This window comes from Mesomycoplasma dispar, from assembly GCF_000941075.1.
GTDB lineage: Bacteria > Bacillota_I > Bacilli_A > Mycoplasmatales > Metamycoplasmataceae > Mesomycoplasma > Mesomycoplasma dispar.
This window is the reverse complement of sequence record NZ_CP007229.1, coordinates 774,515-795,672: the sequence shown is the minus strand read 5'-3', so window position 1 is coordinate 795,672 and position 21,158 is coordinate 774,515. Positions and strand designations below refer to the sequence as shown.

Annotated in this window: 15 protein-coding genes; 5 read left to right on the top strand and 10 right to left on the bottom strand. The window is 30.7% G+C overall.

All coding sequences use genetic code 4. The features are described 5' to 3' along the window. Positions 1-25: 25 nt before the first annotated feature. Genes MDIS_RS02790 through MDIS_RS02755 form a run of 8 tightly spaced genes read right to left on the bottom strand, consistent with a single transcriptional unit; the run spans position 26 to position 9,650 of the window. On the bottom strand, positions 26-1,156 hold the full coding sequence (locus MDIS_RS02790) for an endonuclease/exonuclease/phosphatase family protein (RefSeq protein ID WP_044635547.1): 1,131 nt from the start codon (positions 1,154-1,156) through the stop codon (positions 26-28). 29 nt (positions 1,157-1,185) lie between these two features. After that, the gene (locus tag MDIS_RS02785; protein ID WP_044635546.1) at positions 1,186-2,073 is read right to left on the bottom strand and encodes a 5'-3' exonuclease; all 888 of its coding nucleotides are present in this window, start codon (positions 2,071-2,073) and stop codon (positions 1,186-1,188) included. Then, complete coding sequence (locus MDIS_RS02780) at positions 2,066-5,023, bottom strand: DNA polymerase III subunit alpha (RefSeq protein WP_044635545.1); 2,958 nt, start codon at positions 5,021-5,023, stop codon at positions 2,066-2,068. Before MDIS_RS02780 ends, MDIS_RS02785 begins: the two co-directional genes overlap by 8 nt. Before the next feature lie 32 nt (positions 5,024-5,055). After that, complete coding sequence (locus MDIS_RS02775) at positions 5,056-5,439, bottom strand: ribosome-binding factor A (protein WP_044635544.1); 384 nt, start codon at positions 5,437-5,439, stop codon at positions 5,056-5,058. A gap of 12 nt (positions 5,440-5,451) precedes the next feature. Beyond that, the gene (infB, locus tag MDIS_RS02770; protein ID WP_044635543.1) at positions 5,452-7,251 is read right to left on the bottom strand and encodes a translation initiation factor IF-2; all 1,800 of its coding nucleotides are present in this window, start codon (positions 7,249-7,251) and stop codon (positions 5,452-5,454) included. Then, on the bottom strand, positions 7,218-7,511 hold the full coding sequence (locus MDIS_RS02765) for a YlxR family protein (RefSeq protein ID WP_044635542.1): 294 nt from the start codon (positions 7,509-7,511) through the stop codon (positions 7,218-7,220). The genes infB and MDIS_RS02765 overlap by 34 nt, the downstream gene beginning before the upstream one ends. 8 nt (positions 7,512-7,519) lie before the next feature. Beyond that, a complete protein-coding gene (nusA, locus tag MDIS_RS02760; RefSeq protein ID WP_044635541.1) occupies positions 7,520-9,430 on the bottom strand; it encodes a transcription termination/antitermination protein NusA in 1,911 nt (636 codons plus the stop codon). Next, positions 9,423-9,650: an LSm family protein gene (locus MDIS_RS02755; protein WP_044635540.1), complete on the bottom strand. Its 228-nt coding sequence runs from the start codon at positions 9,648-9,650 to the stop codon at positions 9,423-9,425. The genes nusA and MDIS_RS02755 overlap by 8 nt, the downstream gene beginning before the upstream one ends. A 323-nt stretch (positions 9,651-9,973) precedes the next feature. On the opposite strand from MDIS_RS02755, the gene MDIS_RS02750 reads away from it, so the two are divergent. The 4 genes from MDIS_RS02750 to pgmB are packed head-to-tail and all read left to right on the top strand — an operon-like array spanning position 9,974 to position 16,648. Beyond that, positions 9,974-11,974, top strand: coding sequence for an alpha-amylase family glycosyl hydrolase (locus MDIS_RS02750; protein ID WP_044635539.1), 2,001 nt, complete (start codon positions 9,974-9,976; stop codon positions 11,972-11,974). 13 nt (positions 11,975-11,987) lie between these two features. Beyond that, positions 11,988-13,622: an alpha-amylase family glycosyl hydrolase gene (locus tag MDIS_RS02745; protein WP_044635538.1), complete on the top strand. Its 1,635-nt coding sequence runs from the start codon at positions 11,988-11,990 to the stop codon at positions 13,620-13,622. A gap of 1 nt (position 13,623) precedes the next feature. Next, positions 13,624-15,990 carry a glycosyl hydrolase family 65 protein gene (locus MDIS_RS02740; protein WP_044635537.1) on the top strand — a complete coding sequence of 789 codons (2,367 nt, stop codon included), beginning with the start codon at positions 13,624-13,626 and terminating at the stop codon, positions 15,988-15,990. Further along, a complete protein-coding gene (gene pgmB / locus MDIS_RS02735) occupies positions 15,980-16,648 on the top strand; it encodes a beta-phosphoglucomutase (protein WP_044635536.1) in 669 nt (222 codons plus the stop codon). Before MDIS_RS02740 ends, pgmB begins: the two co-directional genes overlap by 11 nt. Before the next feature lie 90 nt (positions 16,649-16,738). Here the strand turns inward: pgmB and MDIS_RS02730 are convergent, their stop codons facing one another. Beyond that, positions 16,739-19,318 (bottom strand): exonuclease/endonuclease/phosphatase family protein, encoded by a 2,580-nt coding sequence (locus MDIS_RS02730; RefSeq protein ID WP_044635535.1) that lies wholly within the window; start codon positions 19,316-19,318, stop codon positions 16,739-16,741. Then, a complete protein-coding gene (locus tag MDIS_RS02725; protein WP_044635534.1) occupies positions 19,279-19,662 on the bottom strand; it encodes a hypothetical protein in 384 nt (127 codons plus the stop codon). Before MDIS_RS02725 ends, MDIS_RS02730 begins: the two co-directional genes overlap by 40 nt. Positions 19,663-20,716: 1,054 nt before the next feature. Between MDIS_RS02725 and MDIS_RS02715 the strand changes: the two genes are divergently transcribed. Further along, positions 20,717-21,124 (top strand): hypothetical protein, encoded by a 408-nt coding sequence (locus MDIS_RS02715; protein WP_044635532.1) that lies wholly within the window; start codon positions 20,717-20,719, stop codon positions 21,122-21,124. The last annotated feature ends 34 nt before the right edge of the window (positions 21,125-21,158 follow it).

Sequence of the window (21,158 nt, the reverse complement as noted above, 5' to 3'; positions counted from 1 at the left end):
TTGTTTAAATTGAAAAATTTAATATCTAATTTTTATCACTCTCATTTAATTCAAGGTCAAAATGAACCATTGTGTGATCAGAAATTGCCCGGATGCGGTTAAGATCGTTCGGGTTATTTGCTTGGTAATTAGCGGATCTACCATCTTTTCTACGCATCTGATCATATTTTGCTAAATCAACAATTTTATTACTAAAAATTGAAAAAATGTCAAATTTTTGTGCGTTTTTAGTCGCAAGATCACCTTTATAGAAAATTTTGTCATAGGAGTTTGCATATGACCGACGTGAGCCAGAAAGAGTTGTGTTTTCGTTATGACTAAGTAAAGATTTATAAGATTTAAGTGTAGATTTGAATAATTTTTCTGCATTTTCACCGCGAATGTTAGTGTCCGCCATAAAAATTATTTCGTTATTTTCACCATCTTTTTTATCAATTTCACCTAAAACATTAACTAAATCGCGAGCTTCTCCAGCTTCTTGGGCACCTTGTGAAGTTTCAGAATCCTTTGCTTCATTACGATTTTTGCTAGCATTTGGCGCATCAAAATGACCTATTGCTAATGTGAAATCATTTTTAATAGTTGTTTTTGTTTTAAACTTCACAGCCGCCAGTGGGCGAGCTCATGTTAGTTCTGTGCCATCTTGAATTAAATACGGATTAGAAGGGTTTTCAAAATTTATCGTTTCTAAAAGTGAAGATTTATATAAAAAGGTATATTTTTCTTCCTGGTTTTTCTTTCCATATTTATTAGTAGTCAATTCCTTTCAGCCAGCATTCGGATTGAGATTTTGAAGTTCCTTGACAAGATCAGCGCCATCTGCGTTTGGTTTAATTTCGGCTAAACCAATCAAATCAAGACCCGTAAAATCGATAACTTTTGCAATTGCATAAGTTTTTGCAGTGTTTTTTGCTCTTGTAGATTTATTAGAATAGTTGTAAACATTCCAAAAACCAATACGAATTGACTTTTTATCAGAAGGATTGACAACAACATTGTCTTTTAAATCTTTTGTTTTAGGTAATTCTTCTGACTTTTTAATGCTAATTCCGGGGGTGTTTGTAGTATTTTTTGATGCTTTGTAAATAAAATAAACTCCACCGGTTGCCGCTGCTGAACCCAAAAGGATGAGCGGGAATAAAAAAATTTTCTTCATTTTAGGTTAATTTTACAGAATTTATCAGTTTAATTTTGTTTTGAAGCAAGTTCAAATAGAGCATCGTTGACTTTTTTTAACTCAAGATCGTTTAAAATATCTACTAAATCGCGGCTAATTTTAATTTCTAATTTTTGAAAAATATCAAAATTAAAATTAGCACTATCGTTTAGTTTGATAAAATCTTTAAAAAATAACAGTTCGGTTTTCTTTTCGGTAATTTGTTTTGCAAGTTTTTCATTAATTTTACCAAGATTTAGGAAAATATTATCTAAATTTTTATATTTTTCCAATAATTTTATCGCACCTTTTTTCCCTAAACCTTCAATGACCTTAATATTATCAGAACTATCGCCGGCTAAAACTTTAAAATCGACAACCTGTTCTGGATGGAATCCGTGTGTTTCAAAAAAATTATGAATTGTATTAGTATTTATGAAATTATTTTCAATTTTATTAATAATTGTTGTTTTTTCGTCAACTAACTGCAGTAAATCTTGATCTGAACTAAAAATTAGTATTTCTGCTTCTTCATCAGTTTCTCTAATCTTTTTTTGCAGGGAAGCAATTAAGTCATCAGCTTCAAAATCTTCGTGTTCTGATCATAAAAAGTTAGCAAAACCAAGGATCTTTTTTATTAACTGCATTTGCGAAAAAAGTGAATCTGGCGGTCTAACTCTTCCCTTTTTATAATCAGGATAATTTTGGTGTCGAGCAGTTTTTGATCCATAATCAAAGGCAAAATAAATATTATCAGGTTCAGTAAGTCTTATTAATTTAAAAAGTGAATTAAAAAAAATATGAATTGCAAAAGTCATTTCCCCTTTTGAATTAATAAGTCGATTCCCGTAATATCCGGCAAAAAATGACTTGAACGTTAGTCAAGTTCCATCAATTAGCAATATTTTTCTAGTCATAATTAGCAACTCTTTTTGGAATTCCTTTAATTTGGTATTTTCCTGAATTAGTGAAAAGTACTATAAATTCATAGTATTTTTTTGTTTCTAAATTTTGATATTCTGGATTTTTATCATAAGTTACAACCTCATTATTTTGCTGATCGCTTAAAGATATTTTATAATTTTTATAGATTGTTTTTTTGACTAAATTTAATTTCAAAATCAAACGGTATTCAACACCTGGTTTTAAATCTTTTAACAAAATTTGGTTGGCAAAAAGCGGATTATTTTGTCGCTGAATAAACGACATTCCGAGATATTTTAACTCGTTTTGGTAATTATTTTCTTCATCATAAGGTATTTTTTCTAAAAAATCAATTTCTGAATTATCATTTTCCGAATCTTGTCGGGATACTAAATTTCCCTCTTTATCATTTAAGACAAAACTACCATGATTTCAAAGTAATTCAAAATTATGAGCTAATGTTTCTTGATTTGCAAATTCGTTAAGTGCATTTGCAAAAATTAATTTTTCGATTGCTACTTTCGAAAAATTAACTAGTTTCATTCTTCTAATAAAATCAAGGAAATTTTTGTATTTGCCGTTTTTGTTTCGTTCGTCAACGATCGTTTTCACTGCAATCGCACCAAGACCTTTAATCATTAAAAGTGGCAAAAAAATTGAATTTCTTGATTCATCAAAAACGGCGTTTTGCGTTGAAAAGTTAATGTTCGGTCTTTGGATTTGAAAGCCAAAATTTTTTGCTTCATCGGCATATTTTTCAATATTAGGTTGTGAGCCGTTTTCGTTTGAGATTAGTTCAACAAAAAAATAGGCAGGATATTTCGCTTTCAAATAGGCCATTTTATAAGCTAAAGTTGCATAAGCAACCGCGTGCGCTTTGTTAAATCCATAATCAGCGAATTTGTAAATCAGATCATAAATGTGTTTAACTAATTTTGAATCATAACCTAAATTAATTCCATTTTTAATAAAATTTTCTTTAATTTTATTAAGTTTTGTCTCATTTTTTTTTGAAATTGCAACGCGGATAATATCCGCTTGCTCTAAATTAAAACCAGCAACAACTTGGCAAATTTGCATAATTTGTTCTTGATAAATAATTACCCCAAAAGTCGATTCGACGATTTTATCATAGTCAGGAAATAATTTTTTTCAGTTGTTAGTTGATTTATTTTTTGCATAAGTTGGAATTTGCTTGATTGGACCAGGGCGATAAAGTGAGATTATCGCAGTGACATCGTTAATTGAATTAACACCAATTTTTTTAATACTTGCAGTCATTCCTGGTGATTCTAGTTGAAAAATTCCGCTTGTTTTCCCTTGAGATAATAAATTATTTGCATCTTTATCTTCGGTTGGCAGTTCTTCAAAAGTGAGATTTCTACCGTTTCTAGTAATTTTTGAGAGAATATTTGCGACTATAGTTAGATTTTTAAGACCTAATAAATCAATTTTTAAAAGCGAAAAATCCTCAATAAACTCAGCTGAAAATTGAGTTTGATTAAGATTTTCCTTTGAATAATGAACGGGAACTAATTTCTGAATTGGCACTTTTGAAAGAATAATTCCAGCAGCATGAGTTGAAGACTGACGAGGCATCCCTTCTAAAAAAACACTGATTTCATAGATCTTTTTATAAATTTCACTATTATCCTGCCCTTGGAAATTATCGCCGTTGTTAATTAATTTACGAAAGGCTGATTTTTCCTGGGCATATAATTCTGCTAAACTCATATTAGCAGCAATTAACTTTGCATTTTTATTAACTTGAATTTCTGGGATTCCAAAGATTTTGGAAATATCACGGAAAACACTTTTAGCGGCTAATGTCGAAAAAGTGATAATTGTAGCACAATGTTCACTACCATACTTTTCAAATAAATAATCAATTATCTCGTTTCGTCTTGTGTCTTGAATGTCGATATCGATATCTGGCATCGAAATTCGTTTAGGATTTAAAAATCGTTCGAAAATTAGATTATGTTTTAAAGGATTTACGGCGGTAATATCTAGCAAATAAGCGATTAAAGAACCTGAAACTGAACCTCGTCCTGGTCCGATTAGAATTTGATTTTGCCTTGCTCATTTTAGAAAATCTCAAATTACAAGGAAATAGTTGCTAAAGTTTAACTTGCAAATTGTATCATATTCGTATTTAAGCCGTGGTTTTCAATTATAATTTACAAGTTCAGCGCTTTTTTTTTGAATTGATTCATTAAGAATCTTTTTTAAAAGAAGATTTGACTCAAGACCACTTTCGTGATTCAAATCAGGAAGGTTAAATTCAATTTTAGGAAATTCAATTTCGATATTTTCAACAAGCGAATTTGTTCGCTCGATAATAACAGGATCGATTTCTTGATCTCATTGGTCAAAATCGTAAAACTTTGCTTTCGAATCTAAAATTGTCCCTTTAATTTTGGCAAGTGATTCGAGATAAATTTTTTCTTTTGCAAAAAGAACATCCCTTTCTTGAACATAAATTGCGTTACTAATTTCGGGATTATTTTCAACAATGTAATAATTTTTTAACTTTTTCTTATCAAATAGCGTGTCTAATTGCGTTTTTTTTTGGGCATAAAACCCTTTTTTTGGATGATCGACGATAATTATATCATCTTTTTCTAAAAGATCAACTAAAAAAATATCATTTTTTTTTGTTTTTTTTGAAGAAATTTCGGAAAGAAAAACATAACCTTGATAATTTTTTGCAAGTAGTATAAAATGGAAACTTTCAATTTCAATTTCAAGCCCGATAACAGGATTTATCTCATTTTCCTTGCATAATTTATAAAATTTGGGCACGCCGAACATTGAATTTAGATCGGTTATTACCAAAGTTTTTAAATTTTTTGCAACTGCAAAACTAATCAATGAATCTAATTTGATTGTTGATGATAAAAAAGTATATTCAGTTCTTGTATGTAAATTAATTAATTTCATTTTATTTTGCTAAATTTTAAAAAAAGCGAACTTTATTCGCTTTTTTTATCCTCTTGTTGATTTTTCCCGTTATTTTCTTCATTTTTTTCATCTTCTTCCCTAATTCGGGCAAAAATTTTGTCCATTTCATCTACCCGTTTCGCCACTGGATCAAGTTGGAAGTGTAATTCAGGAACTTTAAAACCTTCAAGGAGATTGCCAAATTTTAATCTGATAAATTTTTGGGCACTAATAATTTCTGCTAGATATTTTTCAGCATCAAATTCGAACTCTAAATAAACAAAAAGATGGGAATTATCACCTGAAAGTCGCACTCAGTTAACTGAAACTGGCATTCTTTCGGAAAAATGTGACTCGATTACTTTTGAAATTAATTGTTGGTAATAAGTTTGTCTTTTTTCGTGACTAACAGACATTATTGCTCCTTTTTATTCTTCGACTTCAACATCTAAAAATGCTTTTAGTTCATCACCGATTTCGATGTCGTTGAATTTATAAATATGTGTTCCAAATTCATTACCCACTTGGACTTCTTTGACTGGATTTTTATCACGTTGAAGGGATTCAATCCTTCCAGTGTGGATTAATTTTGAATTTCTTCAGAGTTCAATTTTGCAATTTTCAACAAATTTTCCCGAAAGCACGCTACATCCAGCAATTGAGCCAACCTTAGAAAATCAGAATTTAGCAATAATTTTTGCTGTTCCAATTTGCTGAAGTTCATATTTGATTTCGCGCATACCACGGACTTGCTTTTTAATTTCATCAACAATTTTATAAATAATTGTATGTTCGCGGATTTCAACATTTGCCTGTTTTGCTTGTGCTTTAATTGCTGCTGGAATTTGCAAGTTAAATGCATAAATTGTTGAATTTGAGGTTTGTGCAAGTAAAATATCAGCCTTGTTAATAATCCCAACTCCTGAATGCAAAATGTGAATATGCACGTGTTTTGAGGCAAGTTTTTCAATTGTAGCGTGTAAAGCCTGCGCAATTCCGGCAACATCGGCTTTGATAATAATGTTTAGTGTTTTTTCTTTTGTTTGTTGGCGAGTTTGTAATTTTGACTTCGAAATTTTTTCTGACTGCTTTTTCTCAAGTGCTAACTGTTTGGCAAATTTTTCTTCGTGGAAACCGAAAAATTTATCACCAGCTTCAGGAACATAATTCAGACCAGTAACAATTACTGGCGTTCCTGGCGGCGCAAATTTAATTGACTGTCCGTTTGTATCCTCAAGTGAACGAATTCGACCGTATTGATAACCAGCAACAATAAAATCTCTAACCATTAAAGTTCCGTTTTGAACCATTAAAGTGGCAATTGTTCCTTTATTATGGTGCAGTTTTGCTTCAATAACTGTCCCAATTGGATAACGATTTTTATTAGCTTTTAGTTCAAGCATTTCCGCAACTAGTAAAATTGAGCGAAAAAGACTATCAATTCCTTCACCAGTTAACGCTGATCCGTAGACAAAAATGTTATTTCCACCCCATTCTTCGGTGACAATATTAAGTGCAGAAAGTTCGTTTTTGATCCGATCGATGTCTTTATTTGGTTTATCCATTTTGTTAACAAAGACGATAATTGGCACATTTGCCGCCATTGCGTGATTAATTGCTTCTTTAGTTTGCGGCATTACCCCATCATCAGCGGCAACAACAAGGACGATAATATCGGTAACTTTTGCCCCGCGAGCCCGCATTTGCGTAAATGCTTCATGTCCAGGAGTGTCGATGAAATTAATAACGTGATTTTCAAAAATAACTTGATAAGCTCCAGTGTGTTGGGTAATTCCCCCTTTTTCACTTTTGGCAATATTCGTTTTACGAATATAATCAAGTAAAGTTGTTTTTCCGTGATCGACATGTCCCATAACGGTAATAATCGGTGGACGCACAGTTAAATCGACGGCACTATCTTGAATTGAGACTTCCTCCATAAAATTAGAAGCATCAATTTGGATTTCCTTTTTAAAATCAAGTCCGAATTCTAGACATATTTCGGCAATTTCGTCCTCGGTGAGACTATGATTTAAATTATACATTTTTGCCTGGTGGAAAAAATAGGTAATAATTTCGTTAACTGAGACATTAATTTTTTTTGCTAACTCAGCAATTGTCATTATTCCAGAAAAAAGGAAAACACCGTTGTGTACTTTAGTTTCAACGTTTTTCAGTTGTGCTTTAATTTCGCCTACATTTGAGATTCGTTTTTGTGGTTTTTTCATATTAGATCTACCTCGTTGGCTAAATTTTGGTATGCAATAGTCGGAATATTCGTTTTAAAAGCACGATTAAAAAGTTTCCTTTTAATGGCTAGCTGAATTTTATCATAGTCAGCAAAAATGTATGCGCCTCTGCCACCAATTTTTCTATCTAAAAATTTGTCAATAATTAATTTATCTTTTTTATTATAAGTGAATCTAATTAAATTTTCAATTGGATAAATTTGTTGATCAACAATGCATTTTCTTGTATAACTTTTCACTTTTTTTCCTAAAAATCAAAGTCGTCAATATCAATATCACCAACTCCTGTGTATTTTACAAGATCATCATCGGATTTGAAATTTCGAATTTGTCTTTCATTTTGGATGTATGCTTCTTCTTTTTTGTCAGGATCAAAGTTAGGACTAGTTTTTGGCGGTCTATTTCCTTGGTAATTTCGACTAGAATTTGCTTGGAAATTGTTATTTTGATGCTCTCTATGTTGTTCTTGTTTTTTACTTTCTTCCTCTTCTTTATGTTTTTTATCAATTAATTCGTTTTCGTTAATTGCTTCATTTAGGGCTGAATTAAAAAGCGAATCAGCGTCGAAAAACGCTTTTTGACTAACATTTTGGTAAGAATTAGAACCATCTTCAGAATCAGAGTTGTAATTATTGTTATAATATCCTGAATTATTATCACGTTTTGCTAAATTTTTAGCAGCAAAACGTGATTTACTAGAAGAAGGTGAAGGGTTTTTTCTAGTTTGTGCTACTTCACGCTGTTCTGAACGTTCAGGTTTTTCGGTTCTTTGTGATTTTTGTTGATTTCTTGGAATAAATTCTCTTTCAACGCCATAAGGTTTTTCGAGTTCGCGAATATCAGATTCAAATTCTTGGAGAATTGAGTCAAAACTATCAGAATTATGACTATAATAATTTCTTTGACTTTGATAGATGCGATTTTGCTGACGTTGCATATATTCATTTTTAATTTCAGTTAATTCTTGCTGGTCTTTAATGTTTCCGTTTCATTCAATTTGGAAATTTTCATCTTTTAGAATCGCTGAATAAGGAAGAATTTGTAATAATGAACGGGTTAAATCCGCTGCTAGTTTAACATTTGAACCATTTTTTCCGATTGCTAAACTATGTTGAAAATCAGGAACTACTACCGTAAAACGCCGTAATTTATGGTTTATTCTAAATTCTTTAACGCAAATAACTCTTGCTGGTGCCATCGCATTGACGATAAATTGGATGATATTGTCATCGTGTTTAATAACTTCGATTTTTTCGCCATCTAATTCTTGGGAAATTGCAAAAACTCTTGAGCCAGTCTCACCAACAATCGAACCAATTTCGGAAATATCACTTGCCTCAGAGTCATCAGTTTTACGAACGGCAACTTTGCATTTTTCGCCAGGTACACGCGCAATTGAAGTTATTTCTAGAAAATTCGACTGTAATTCAGGAATTGCATCGATTATTTTTTTCTTAACTAGTTGAACTGATTTTGAAGAAACAATTACTTGTGATTGTCGAATATTTTTAGTAACATTTTCAATTACAACTTCGTGTTTAGTGCCGATTTTCATATTATTATGCCCAATTGCGTAATGACTTGGCATAAAAGCAGCGACTTTGTCATCATCGATTTCGAAAATATAACCTGCAGAAATTTTGTTAGTAATCGTTGCTAAAACTACTTGATTTTTAAGTGCTAAATATTTGTCGTAAATATTGTTGCGAACAAGTTCAGAAATTTTCTGTTTGAAAGAATGCATAATTGCGGTAAAAAGTCATTGTTCAAAAGTCTCAAGATTGATCTCAATTGTGAAAATATCATCAACTTGAACGTTAGGGTTAACTTCTTTTGCATTTGAAAGTAAAATAAATGAAACAGCTTCACTAACTTTTTCTTCATTGGTAAGTTCTTCAAAATAAGAATCTTCAACAACAATACCGTTTGTGTTGTAAACTTTAAAGATAGACTTTTCAATATCGGCTTCGATTTGAATTTGTGCATCAGGGTCAATTTTTTTATTTATGACAAATTCAATTGCTTGTCGAAAAATTTCGATAACAGTTTCTAATGTTAACTCGCTGTTTTTAGCAACCTCTTTAATTGATTGAACTATTAATTTTATACTATCTTTTGGGTTGATTTTTGGGTTTTCATTTCTTTTTTTTTTAGTCATTTTGGAATTCCTGTCCTCTTGAAAGTACCTCTAAAATAAAGTTTTTTTCATTAGTTTCAATTTTATCAATAAAATCAGAAATCTCAATAGAAATTTTTTCAACTTCCTTAAGCGAGCGATAGTCGGTGACGATTCTCAAATAATTTAAACCATTTTCTTGAACAAAATTAATCGATAAAATCTGTTTAAATTCATTTTTTAATTGTTCAATTAAATCCAAATTTGCTCCTTTTAACCCTATCTAATAAATAAAACAATAAACAAAAAGTTGTCGAAATGACAACTTTTTGTTCTAAATACAAAAAAATTGTGATATTTGAAATTATTATACCACTTTTTTATTTTAAACAAAATAAAAACTTTCAAAGAGCATTTTTGTAATTTTGTGATATAATAAAACTTTGTAGTTTCAAACTAAATTAAAAGTTCAACTTTTTGTTTTTTCAAATTCTATTTAAAAAAACAAACTCAATTAGTTCCCTAACATAGGCATTATAACTAATATTTGTGTGAATTTTAACATTTTTTAGGTTTATAGTAAATATGTTTTTTAATTATGATACTAATTTATTTCGTAAGAATTTTCGCGGCGAATCGTATTGAGGACCTCTAGGTCTAATTTATAAATCAAACATTTTTGAATTTTACCTTTGATCCCCAGATGCGACTCGCGTTCACTTTGCAATTTATAAAGATCCTGAAGACAAAATTCCGGAAGAAATCATAATAATGTCAAAAATTAACGATGTTTGATTTTGCCAGATTGACAGTTCGTTTCACGGGTATTCGTATAATTTGCTAATTGAACATCACGATTTAAAAATAACTGAAGCACTTGATCCTTACGCTTTTAGTATTGCACCTTTTGATTGAACGAAAAATCAAAGTCCAAAGGCATATTTAGTCGATATTTTTTCCCCTGATGCTGGAAAAACTCCTTCTAGCCTTGATTTATTAGGTAAAGATCCGAAAATTGATGCCCAAATTTACGAATTACACATCCGTGATTTTAGTTCGGTTGTTGATGAAGTAACGAATAAAGGAACTTTTATTGGTGCGTTAGAAAATAATATTTTCGGTTATCTAAAAGAGTTAAATCTTAATTTTTTACAGTTATTACCAATCCACTCTTGTTATACTTTTAGTCAAAAAAACGTGCCAATCATCCACAAAGGGCAAGGAAAAGGTTATTTTACACCTTATAATTGGGGTTATGACCCAATTGGCTTTTTCTCTGTTAATTCAAGTTATTCAACCGATCCTACTGATCCATATTTAAGAATTGCTGAATTTAAAAAGTTTGTTGATCAAGCTCATAAAAACAACATCGGTGTTGTAGTTGATGTTGTTTTTAACCACACTTTTAAAAATTCAATTTTTGAAGATGTTGCCCGTGGTTATTTTTATCGTGATGAAGCAGTTGTTTTTCCAGTTGAATTTCCGCCAATTGACTCGCAAAAACCAATGGCATTCCGCTTGATTTTAGATTCGCTAATGTTTTTTGTTGACTATTATAAAGTTGATGGATTCCGTTTTGATCTTGCCTCATTTTTAGATAAAAAAGCACTTGAAGTTATTAGTGATGAACTAAAAAAACTTAATCCAAACATTCTTTTATACGGTGAGGCTTGAAATTTTAGCGACTTACCTAACCGAAGTCGACTAGAAAAAGGAAAAACTGGTAATGATTTTAATTTTGGATATTTCAACGATACAATTAGAAATGCGGTTCGTGGTAGCGACTCACCTAGCGAAAAAGGACTTATTCTTTCAAAAACTGGCGGAAAATTAGCCGCTTATGTTTCTTCGATCCCTGGGAATATTACCGATTTTAATTTCAAAAATTTCTTTCACTCAAAAAAACGTTACGATCTTTTTGCAAACGATATTAGTTTAAATCTTGCCTATTTAACTTGCCACGATGGTCCGACGCTAGCAGATAAAATTCTTACATCGGCGACAAGAATTGCTAGAAAAGAGTTTATCGAAACTTACCGTCAGGCATTAATGTTAGTTAGTTTTGTGCAGGGAAAAGTTCTTTTTAGCGCTGGAACTGAATTTGCTTTTTCAAAAAATTGCGATTTTTCTGGTGGTAGTTACCAAAGTTGCCATCCGAATTTGAACACAAAAAAACCACCTTTTCCGTTTCTGGCGGCGAAATATTTTGACTTTAATTCGTATAAAACCACCGATTTTACAAACGGACTTAATTTTGGTCTTCTCAAAATTACCGAAATTAAGGAAAAAATCTTTGATTTTTTCGTAAAAATTAACGAATTTCGCCAAAATACTCCATTTTTCCGTTTACCAACCAACAAGGAAATTAATAAGTCTTTAAAATTTAAATCTGTTGAAAAAGATAAAGGTTTAGTTATTTTCACTATCACTTGTGAAAATAAAATTATTAAAGTCATCCATAATTTTTCAAGTAATTCATACGAATATAATTTTGGTGATTTTGAAATTCTCTTTAGTTCAAAAATCAAAGTTGTCTTTAATTTAATTCAGAAACACCAATCAATTCTATTAATGAAAAAGGATTAATTTCTACTATATAATGATTAAAAATTTAAAAAATAAAGTGGTATACCAAATTTTCGTCCGCTCTTTTTTTGACTCTAATAACGATGGAAACGGTGATATTTTAGGAATTTACCACAAACTCGACTATCTTCATAGTCTAGGAATTGATGCAATTTGACTCACACCAATTTATGAAACTAATTTTGTCGATGCTGGTTATGATGTTCTTGATTATAAATCAGTTTGGTCCAAATTTGGTAGTTTAGAAGATTTTAAGAAACTAGCAAAAAAAGCCCGTGAATTACGGATAGATTTAATAATTGATGTCGTTTTAAACCACGTTTCATCGCAGCATTCCTGGTTTCAAAAAGCGATTGAATCTGTTGAGAATAAAGAACATAATTACTTCATTTGACGAGAAAAATTGAGCCCTGAAGAAGCAAAAGCAAGTTCAATTTTTGGTGGTTCAGCCTGAGAATGACAACCTGATGTGCAAAAATACTATTTCCACCTTTTTTCCAAAGATCAAGTTGATCTAAACTGGGCTCATCCAGATACTCAATCCGCTTTTGTCGATATTATCGATTTTTGATACGATCTTGGCGTGCGCGGTTTTCGTCTTGATGCAATTAAACACGTAGCAAAAACTTTTGATGATGTTGAAAAAAATCCTTATTTTTCGTGATGTCAGGGTGCAAGTGACTATCTTGAAAAATTCAATCAACTCGCTTTTGCAAACAAACCCGATGCTTATACTTTCGGTGAGGCGAGCGGAATTAATGTTGAAGAACTAATTAAATACGGCACAGGTTCAAAACCGCTTGCAAATAATTTTTTCAATTTTTCCTGATGATGAATCGGTTGGTCAAATAAAACTGGCAGAAACGGATTTAATGCAAATTGAGACTATAAGGATTTTCTTAAAGCACAAATTCCTTTTCAACATAATCCAGAAATTCCTGTTAGTCTTACAAGTAATTTTCTTTCAAATCATGATACTTCAAGAGCAATTTCACGTTGGGGAAATTATCCGTTTTTTTGGCAGGAATCAGCAAAAACATTAGCTTTTTTACTGTTTTCAATGCGCGGAATCCCAATAATTTACTACGGCGAGGAAATCGGACTTAGCAATTCCTACTTTGAAAAACGTGCTGATTTTATCGACATTGATATGAAAAACGCTTTTGATTCGCTCGTTGATAAAGAAAAAATTTATTCTGAATCAGAAATGATGATCTATGCCAATATTAACAGCCGCGATGCTGGAAGAGGCCCAATGCAGTGAAACTCATCGGAATTTAAAGGTTTTTCGCAAAAAAAACCTTGAATTAATTTTGGCCTAGATGATCCAAAAATGAATGTTGAAAGTCAAATTTCAGATCCTAATTCAATTCTCAATTTTTATAAAAAGTTAATTGAACTTTATAAAAATCAGTTGCGAGATTTTCTAGTTGATGGCAGTGCAAAATTGGAAATTCTTGATGGCGGAATTTGCCAAATTAGTCGTGAATTTAAAGGTGAAAAGGTAATTTTTTACTTGAATTTTACAAAAAATGAACTAGAATTTAACGGCAAAATCAGTGGTGATTTAATACTATCTTCATACCAGGATCTAAAAAAACCAACTACAATTTTTCGGCCTTTTGAATCGATTTTAGTTAAGGAATAGAATGAATTCAAAAAAATTTATCAATTATGATTATCAGAAAAAATTAATTATTCAAAACGGTTTTGATCGTCGTTTTGTTGGAAAAACTGAGTCAATTTTCGCCCTTACAAACGGTTATTTGGGTCTCCGAAGTAGTGACGAAGAACTAGATTCCTATAATAAACCAGGTTTTTTTGTCAGTGGTGTTTTTAATAAGGATGTTGAAAACGAAGTCTATGAAATTTGTAATTTAGCCGATTCAATTACAACACCAATTTTTATTAACGGTCAGCCGTTAATGCTTAGTTCTGAGGATGAATATCAAAAAGTTTTTGATATTAAAAACGGCAGTTTAAGTCGTTCAGTCAAGGTCAGTCGCCAAAAAAACACTATAAAAATCGACACTTTTCGTTTTGTGTCCCACTCTGAATTAAATTTATATGGCCAAGAAATTAATCTTGAAATTATCGACACTGACAAAGACTATGTCGAAATTGAAATCAGACCGCAAATTAATGCCCAAATTACCAATAGTGGAACACAACATTTTGCCGAAGGCGAAAAGTTTCGTCCTTACGAAAACGCCTTGCAATTACAGCAAAAATCAACCAATTCACAATTTCTAATTGTTCATAATCTTGTTAGTGATCTCGAGGTTGACGGGCAAAAAATTAGCCCTGGAAACGATAACTATCAAGTTGATGTATCAAGGAGAGTTATCCTTTTCCGTATTAAAGGCAAATACAAAAAGGGAACAAAAATTAGACTTAGAAAACTAATGTCAGTTCATAGCACAATTGATGATTCTGAGAATTTGCTTAGCGATTTAACTGTGCGACAAAACGCTAATAAAATGTTAGAATCACTATTAAATCTTGATTTTGTAAGTGCTTTTTTGGAATCCCAAAAAGCACTTACAGAGAAATTATGGAATAAATTTCTTGTAAAAATTGATTCAAATTCACCTTTTGATCAGCTTGCACTTGATTTTGGACTCTACCATCTAAACGGACTTATCCGTCGAAATTCAACAACAATTAACGCTGGGGCAAAAGGTTTAACTGGCGAAGGCTATCAAGGTCATACTTATTGAGATAGTGAATTTTTTATTAACCCTAATTTTCTCTTTACAGAGCCAGAAATTGTAAAAAATCTCTTAATTTATCGTTATAAAGGACTAAAAGGTGCTCGCGAAAAAGCGGCTTCAGAAAAAATTCGTAAAGAGGAATCAAATCTTGAAGGTGCGCAATTTCCTTGGGAAATGGCGCTTCCGGATCACGGCGAGGTTTGTCCTTTTTGAGGTCAGGTTGATATTATCTCCGGAAAACAAGTTCCAATCGCTTCTGCGCGTCAAGAAATTCATGTTTCAGCCGATATCGCCTATGCAATTCAACAATATTTTATCCTAACTAAAGATCAAGAATTTATGGATAAATACGGTTATGAAATCATTTTTGATACTGCCTGATTTTATGCAAATCGTGCTGAAATTGGAAAAAATGGTAAATTTGCAATTAACGATGTAATGGGACCGAATGAATACAAAGGTAATATTAACAATTCTGCTTATATAAACAGGATGGCAAAATATAACCTTGAACTGGCAATATTTTACTATCAAAAAATTAAAAATAGTCCTATTTTAAAGACTGTTTTAGCAAAAATCCCTTATTTTATTGATTTTGAAAAAATCAATAAAATTTTTCAAAATTTAATCCAACAAGAACCTAATCAAGATTTAATTATTGCTGAAAACGATTCGTTTCTAGAACTCAAGCGCAACGATATTTCTGAGTTTAAAATGCTAGGCGATGCTGGCAAAAAATTATTTTCAACCACAAAAGGGCAAGAAATTCTTAGTTCACAATTAGTAAAACAAGCGGATGTGGTGCTTTTAAATTATTTATTTCCCGAGTTATACTCAAAAGAAATAAGAGCCAAAAACTTTGATTTTTATGAAGAAATTACCACTCATGACTCTTCACTTTCAGCAGCAACTTACGCAATTGAGGCGGTTAGATTAGGTAAAATTGAAAAAGCTTACCAACTTTTTCAATACGGAATTAATATCGACTTAGGTCATAATATGAAAAGTTCTGATGCCGGAATTCATGCTGGATCACTTGCAGCAATTTGGCAAATGGTGGTTTTTGGCTTTGGTGGTCTTCGTTATTCAAATCACCAAATTCATTTAAGCCCGCAATTGCCAAAACAGTGAAATTCACTTATTTATAATTTTGTCTACCAGGGTGCAAAATTACAAATGCGAATTGATCAGACAGGCTTTCGGATTGAAAATTTAAACCAAAAACCGGTAAAAATTTGGATTAATCAAAAAGAAGAACTAATCGAAACTATTCACTTTTTTGAAAATAACTATGAAAATTAAAGCATTAATTTTTGACCTTGACGGGATAATTACAGATACAGCCCAATTGCATTTTTATGCTTGAAAAGAAGCGCTTTCTAATTATAAAATCGATTTTACTAATGCAGAAAACGCTAAATTCAAAGGACTTTCACGTAAAGATACGCTAGTTGCAATTTTAAATCTTAAAAAAATCAGTTGAACAAATGAAAAAATTGAAACTGTTTGTTTTGAAAAAAATCAGATTTATTTAAAACTTTTAGAAACAATTGATAAAAACTTTCTACTTCCCGGGATTTTCGACTTACTTACAAGAGCAAAGGCTAAAAATTTAAAAATCGGACTCGCTTCAAGTAGTTTAAACGGACCTTTAATTTTAAAAAAACTTGGAATTTATAGCTTTTTTGATAATATCGCGAACCCTAGCGAAATTAGAAAACCAAAACCTTTTCCCGATATTTTTCTTTTAGCGGCAGAGGGTCTAAAAATTAGTCCTCAAAATTGTCTTGCTTTCGAGGACTCGCTTTCAGGATTTCTAGCAATAAAAGCAGCAAAAATGCACTCAATTGTTATTTCAGAAGACAAATTTATCGAATTTGAACAAGCTGATTTTTGACTTAATTCAACTAGCGAAATTAATCTTGATGAAATTTTGGAAAAATTAGAATTTGTTAAATAAAAGCTAAAAATACTATCAAATACGAGTACATTTGAACTTAAAATTCTAAAATAAGGTAGTCCGGGTTTGTTATACTTAATTTGTTAAAGGTTATTCCTTTTCTTCCTTATCTAATTCTTCTTTCAATTTTTTACTATCAAATTTGCTTTCAAAATCGATTTCAACTACAATTGGCGCATGTTTTGATAGACTTTCTTGTGGTTCTCAATTTGGTGATTCATCTTGCTTTTTAGATTTTTTAGTCCCTGTTTTTTCAGTAACATATTTTTCAAAGGCTGCTTTTAAAGACTCCGAATTTTGTGGGCCTTTTGGTGAATCGCCTTTTTTGTAACCATCAAGTCCGTACCAATCAATTCGTTTAGCAATTTTTGGTTGACCTCATTCTCCTTTATAAAACATACTATTCATTGGGTCGACATAACCATTGTTTTTATGAATTTTTGTTGGTTTGTTAGTTGGCATTAATTGCGAATATGATTTTAGTAGATTCTCAAAAATTTCTGCATAATCCCTTTTTTTAATATTTGTAGTTCCAGCAAAAAGCAAGTTTTTTGTTGAAGTATTTTTTTTAATTTCATCCAGAGTTGCGCCAAGGTTCTGTGCTTCGGTTAATTCTTGTGCCCCCTGCCCGCTAAATTTGGAAAAATCTGGTTCATCTTTAACAATGGAGAGATCTGCTGAATTATGTGTATTTTTTAATCTACTTGTAGCAGCAGATTCTTGACTTTGAACTTCGTTGTCCAAATTTGTGTTTTTATATCTAGAGTTTTGTCTTGAACGAGATTTTCCTTTACTTCTTGTTTTAGATGATGAAGTTAATCTTTTTGATTTAGTATCTCCAACTTGTTTTTCATCGGCGCCTTTTCCTTCGCTATCAAAACTTCCTAAAACAAATGTAACTTGATTGTCATTACTATTTTTTAGTGCTTTTTCTTTATTTTTGCGGTTTTCCAGTAATTCTAACGTAATTCCTACTGGTGGATTTCTTCAGGTTCTCTCAGTATTGCCAATTTTTTCTTTTGATGTTATGAATGGATTTTGTTTATCAAGTTGTTCGTTTGCTTGTTTGTTAATTATTTTCCAAATTGATGAATCATACAAGAAAAGAAATTTTCGCCTACCAGTTCTTGTTTTTTTTCTCCCACCTCTTTTAGAAACGCTTCTGCTAGATTGGTTATCAGATTGACTTGAATTATCTTGTGCTTGATTGGTTTTTGCTTCATCTTCATCATAAATTTGATATTGCCATTTTGCTTGACTCGTATATGTTCTTCTTAAATTTTCAGAATCTATACCAGATGAGAGCGGAGTTTTGGCAGTTTCCTTATTCTCTGTTTTATTTTTAATTTCATCTAATTTTTGTACTATTTTTTTAACTGAATCATCGATATTTTTCTTACTTACATCTTTCAAAACGAGACCAATAACCGAAGTATTCATTTGTTTTAACACTTCAAAAATTAATTCAAGACCAGAATCATCCTTCGCTTCTTCGTTAGAAATTTCACGAGACTCTTTGTTTGCTCTTGATTTAGAAAATCCATATTTATCAATATTTCAAAAACCAAAACGGACTAAATTTGATACTGGTTCTGATTTTTCAGGCAGTTTTTGTCTATCATTTTCAGTTGGTTTTTTTTCATTTTCCTTCGGTTTTTGATCTTTTTCCTTGTCTAATTCTTGCCCATTTTTATTAGGTTTTTGATCTTTATTTTCATTAGGGATATCTTCATCTTGTTTTTTCTCAATCTTATCCTGATCTTGGTTAATATCATTATCGTTTTTGTTGTGAACTTCAGGAACACTCTCTGGTTTATCGTTATCTTCAGAAATTTCATCTTTTTGTTGCTTAGGAATTTTTTCAAGTCTTAATTTTTCTAGTTTTTTACCTTCAATCTCAATAATAGTTTGATCTTCGAAATAAAGACCGGTAGAAACATCGACGACTAAAGGTGAATTTAATCTTGAATTATTTGTCTCGATTTTTTTAACTAAATTTTTAGTATCAGTTATTAAAGCGTTTGTTACTGAATTTGAACTATTAATTAAAGCATCATAATTTTCCTTACCTAAACCGGTGCCAATTTTTCTATCTTGGTTAGTTGAAGTTAGGAAAATTACTTCAGAAATTCCCGATTTTTTCTTAAATTCTTCAATAATTTCTGATAATTTTTTGGTTGGTTTTGAATTTTGTTCCTGTTTTATAACAGGTTTTTCTTCATCGCTAAATAAAAATGGATGATAAATTTTTTCCTTGTTAGTTTCTGAGTCATTTTCCTTTAAGTTTTTTCTATTTTGATCAGTTTGTTCTTCTGGTTCTTGCGCTTTTTCTTGAATTTTTTGTGCAAAATCACCCATAATAACTAGAAATTCTTTGTTGTTATTAAGCGCTTTAAAACCAAGTGCAATTGGAAAAGTGTTATTGATTTGCTGATCTGATACTAAAAATGGGTTAGAATCAGGTTTGCTAATATGGTTTCCAGAAAGGGTTAATTCATTTTTTTTATAGAAAAAACTATACTTTTTCGTTTCATTTTCCTGATTTTTTCCATTTTTGGAACTAACTTGCACCCATTCAGTTTCAGAATTTTTACTATCTAAATTTAGATTTTCTAAAATTTTGCTAGAATCTAAATTACTTCCATCGCCAAAATTTTCCGATAATGCCATAAGTGATGATTTTGTGTCCAAAATTGTTTTTGCGATGCTATAAAATTTGTTTGTTGTGTAAAATTTGCTAAATTTCAATAGCCAATTCGCACATTCTGGACAATTTGAGCCGGATTTCCGGTGATCCGATTTCAGTATTTTCCCGGATTTACAATCCGTTCGTAAATGTAATTATAACTTGGCTTTTTAGGATCAGATTTGTAATTTCACTGAATTGGACCGGGTTTTAAAAACCCTGGTTTGATTTTAGTTTTTTTCTTTACTTCAGTTTTTATACTAAAGGCATCAGAAACTTTGGTGATAATTTCTGATTTTTGATTATCAAAAATTTTGTTAAGATGCAAATTATGTACTTTTTTATTGAAACCGACTAAAATATCGTTTTCGTGAAAATTAAAATTGATAATTTCAGTATTTTGCTCTTTTATTATATTTTTTTCTGAAAAATTTTTGATATGTTTTATTATTTGCAGTCAATAAGAAAAAAGGACTTATAATTAGACTAGACGAAAAAAGTGAAACTAGCAAAAACCTGCCATTTTCCTTCTTTTTCTTGTGTTTCTTTTGCATTTTTATTATTTTAAATTAATATTTTTATTGAGAAAATTAAATTTAGAACAATAACTTTTGCGAACAATTTTTACACCTTCAAACAAATATTAACATTAATACAAAAATTTTTTTCTTTTTTTAAAAAATCTGTTTTTTTATGCTATAATTTAAAACGATTTCATATGTATTATGAGATTTCAAAAATTTATACAAATTAATATAATATTATTTTTTGAAATATTGGTTTAATTCCCATCTCATAATAATTCTAGCAACTGGTGCGCCGGTATGAAGCAAAACTCGCAAGTTTTAATTTAAACTTGCGAGTTTTTTATTTTTTGCAAGTTCTTGATTAAAACATCGAATTTTTTCAATCTTTCAGTTTTAATTTTTGCTTGTAATTTAATCCAGAAAAATTCTTTTTTAAATTCGATCTTTATCCAGTTTTTGTGTTTTAATTTAGTTGAAACAACTAAAATTCTTAAAAAAACTTTTTGAAAATTAGCGTAAGTTAAATTTGGTTCAAGAAGGTAAAGAATTTTTCATAATTTTTTATTTATATATAAAATACAAACGAAAAATGTATAATTTCTATATGATTTACAACAGCAATGCCGCGCCAGATTCGAAAAACCTAAAAAGAACTTGCAAAGATAGAATGTCAAAGGCAAAAAACAGCGGAAATATCGGTATCAGGAAAATGGGATACCGCGAATTTGAGAGTTTATTTTTGGAATTTTCGGTATTCCTAAAGAAAAACAGTGGAAAAAGCTAGTGAAAAAACTAAAAAGCGCTAATATTGACAAAAATTTTAAAATTAAGATTTTAGTCCCAAAAACCTAGGGCTTGCTTTCCGAAAAGAAAGAAGCAAAATTAAATTATGACATTGGCATTGAAGACAAAGTGCTTGAAATTTTTCATAGTCTAAAAGATAAAGGCAGCATTACCAAAATACAAAAAAGGCTTGAAATTGAGAATAGCACTAAATTAAACAGAGCTATAATTCGCAAAATTTTAAACAAAAACGGCTTAAAAATGAATATTTACAAGAAAAAAGCAAAGCAGAAAATAACAGACTTAAGTGTTCAAAACCACAGTTTTGCTAAAAATCATTTTAGAAACGAAGAAGGCGAAAATTCTGCCAGAATGCATATAAAATATGCTAAATTGTTTTCAAACGATGTCTCAGAAAGCGATGTTAATTTTTCCTTAGATTATCACTATAATGGTAAAAGTAAAAAGCCGAATTTTTAGCCGAATTTTTTGGGTTATAATAACGCTTGTTAAA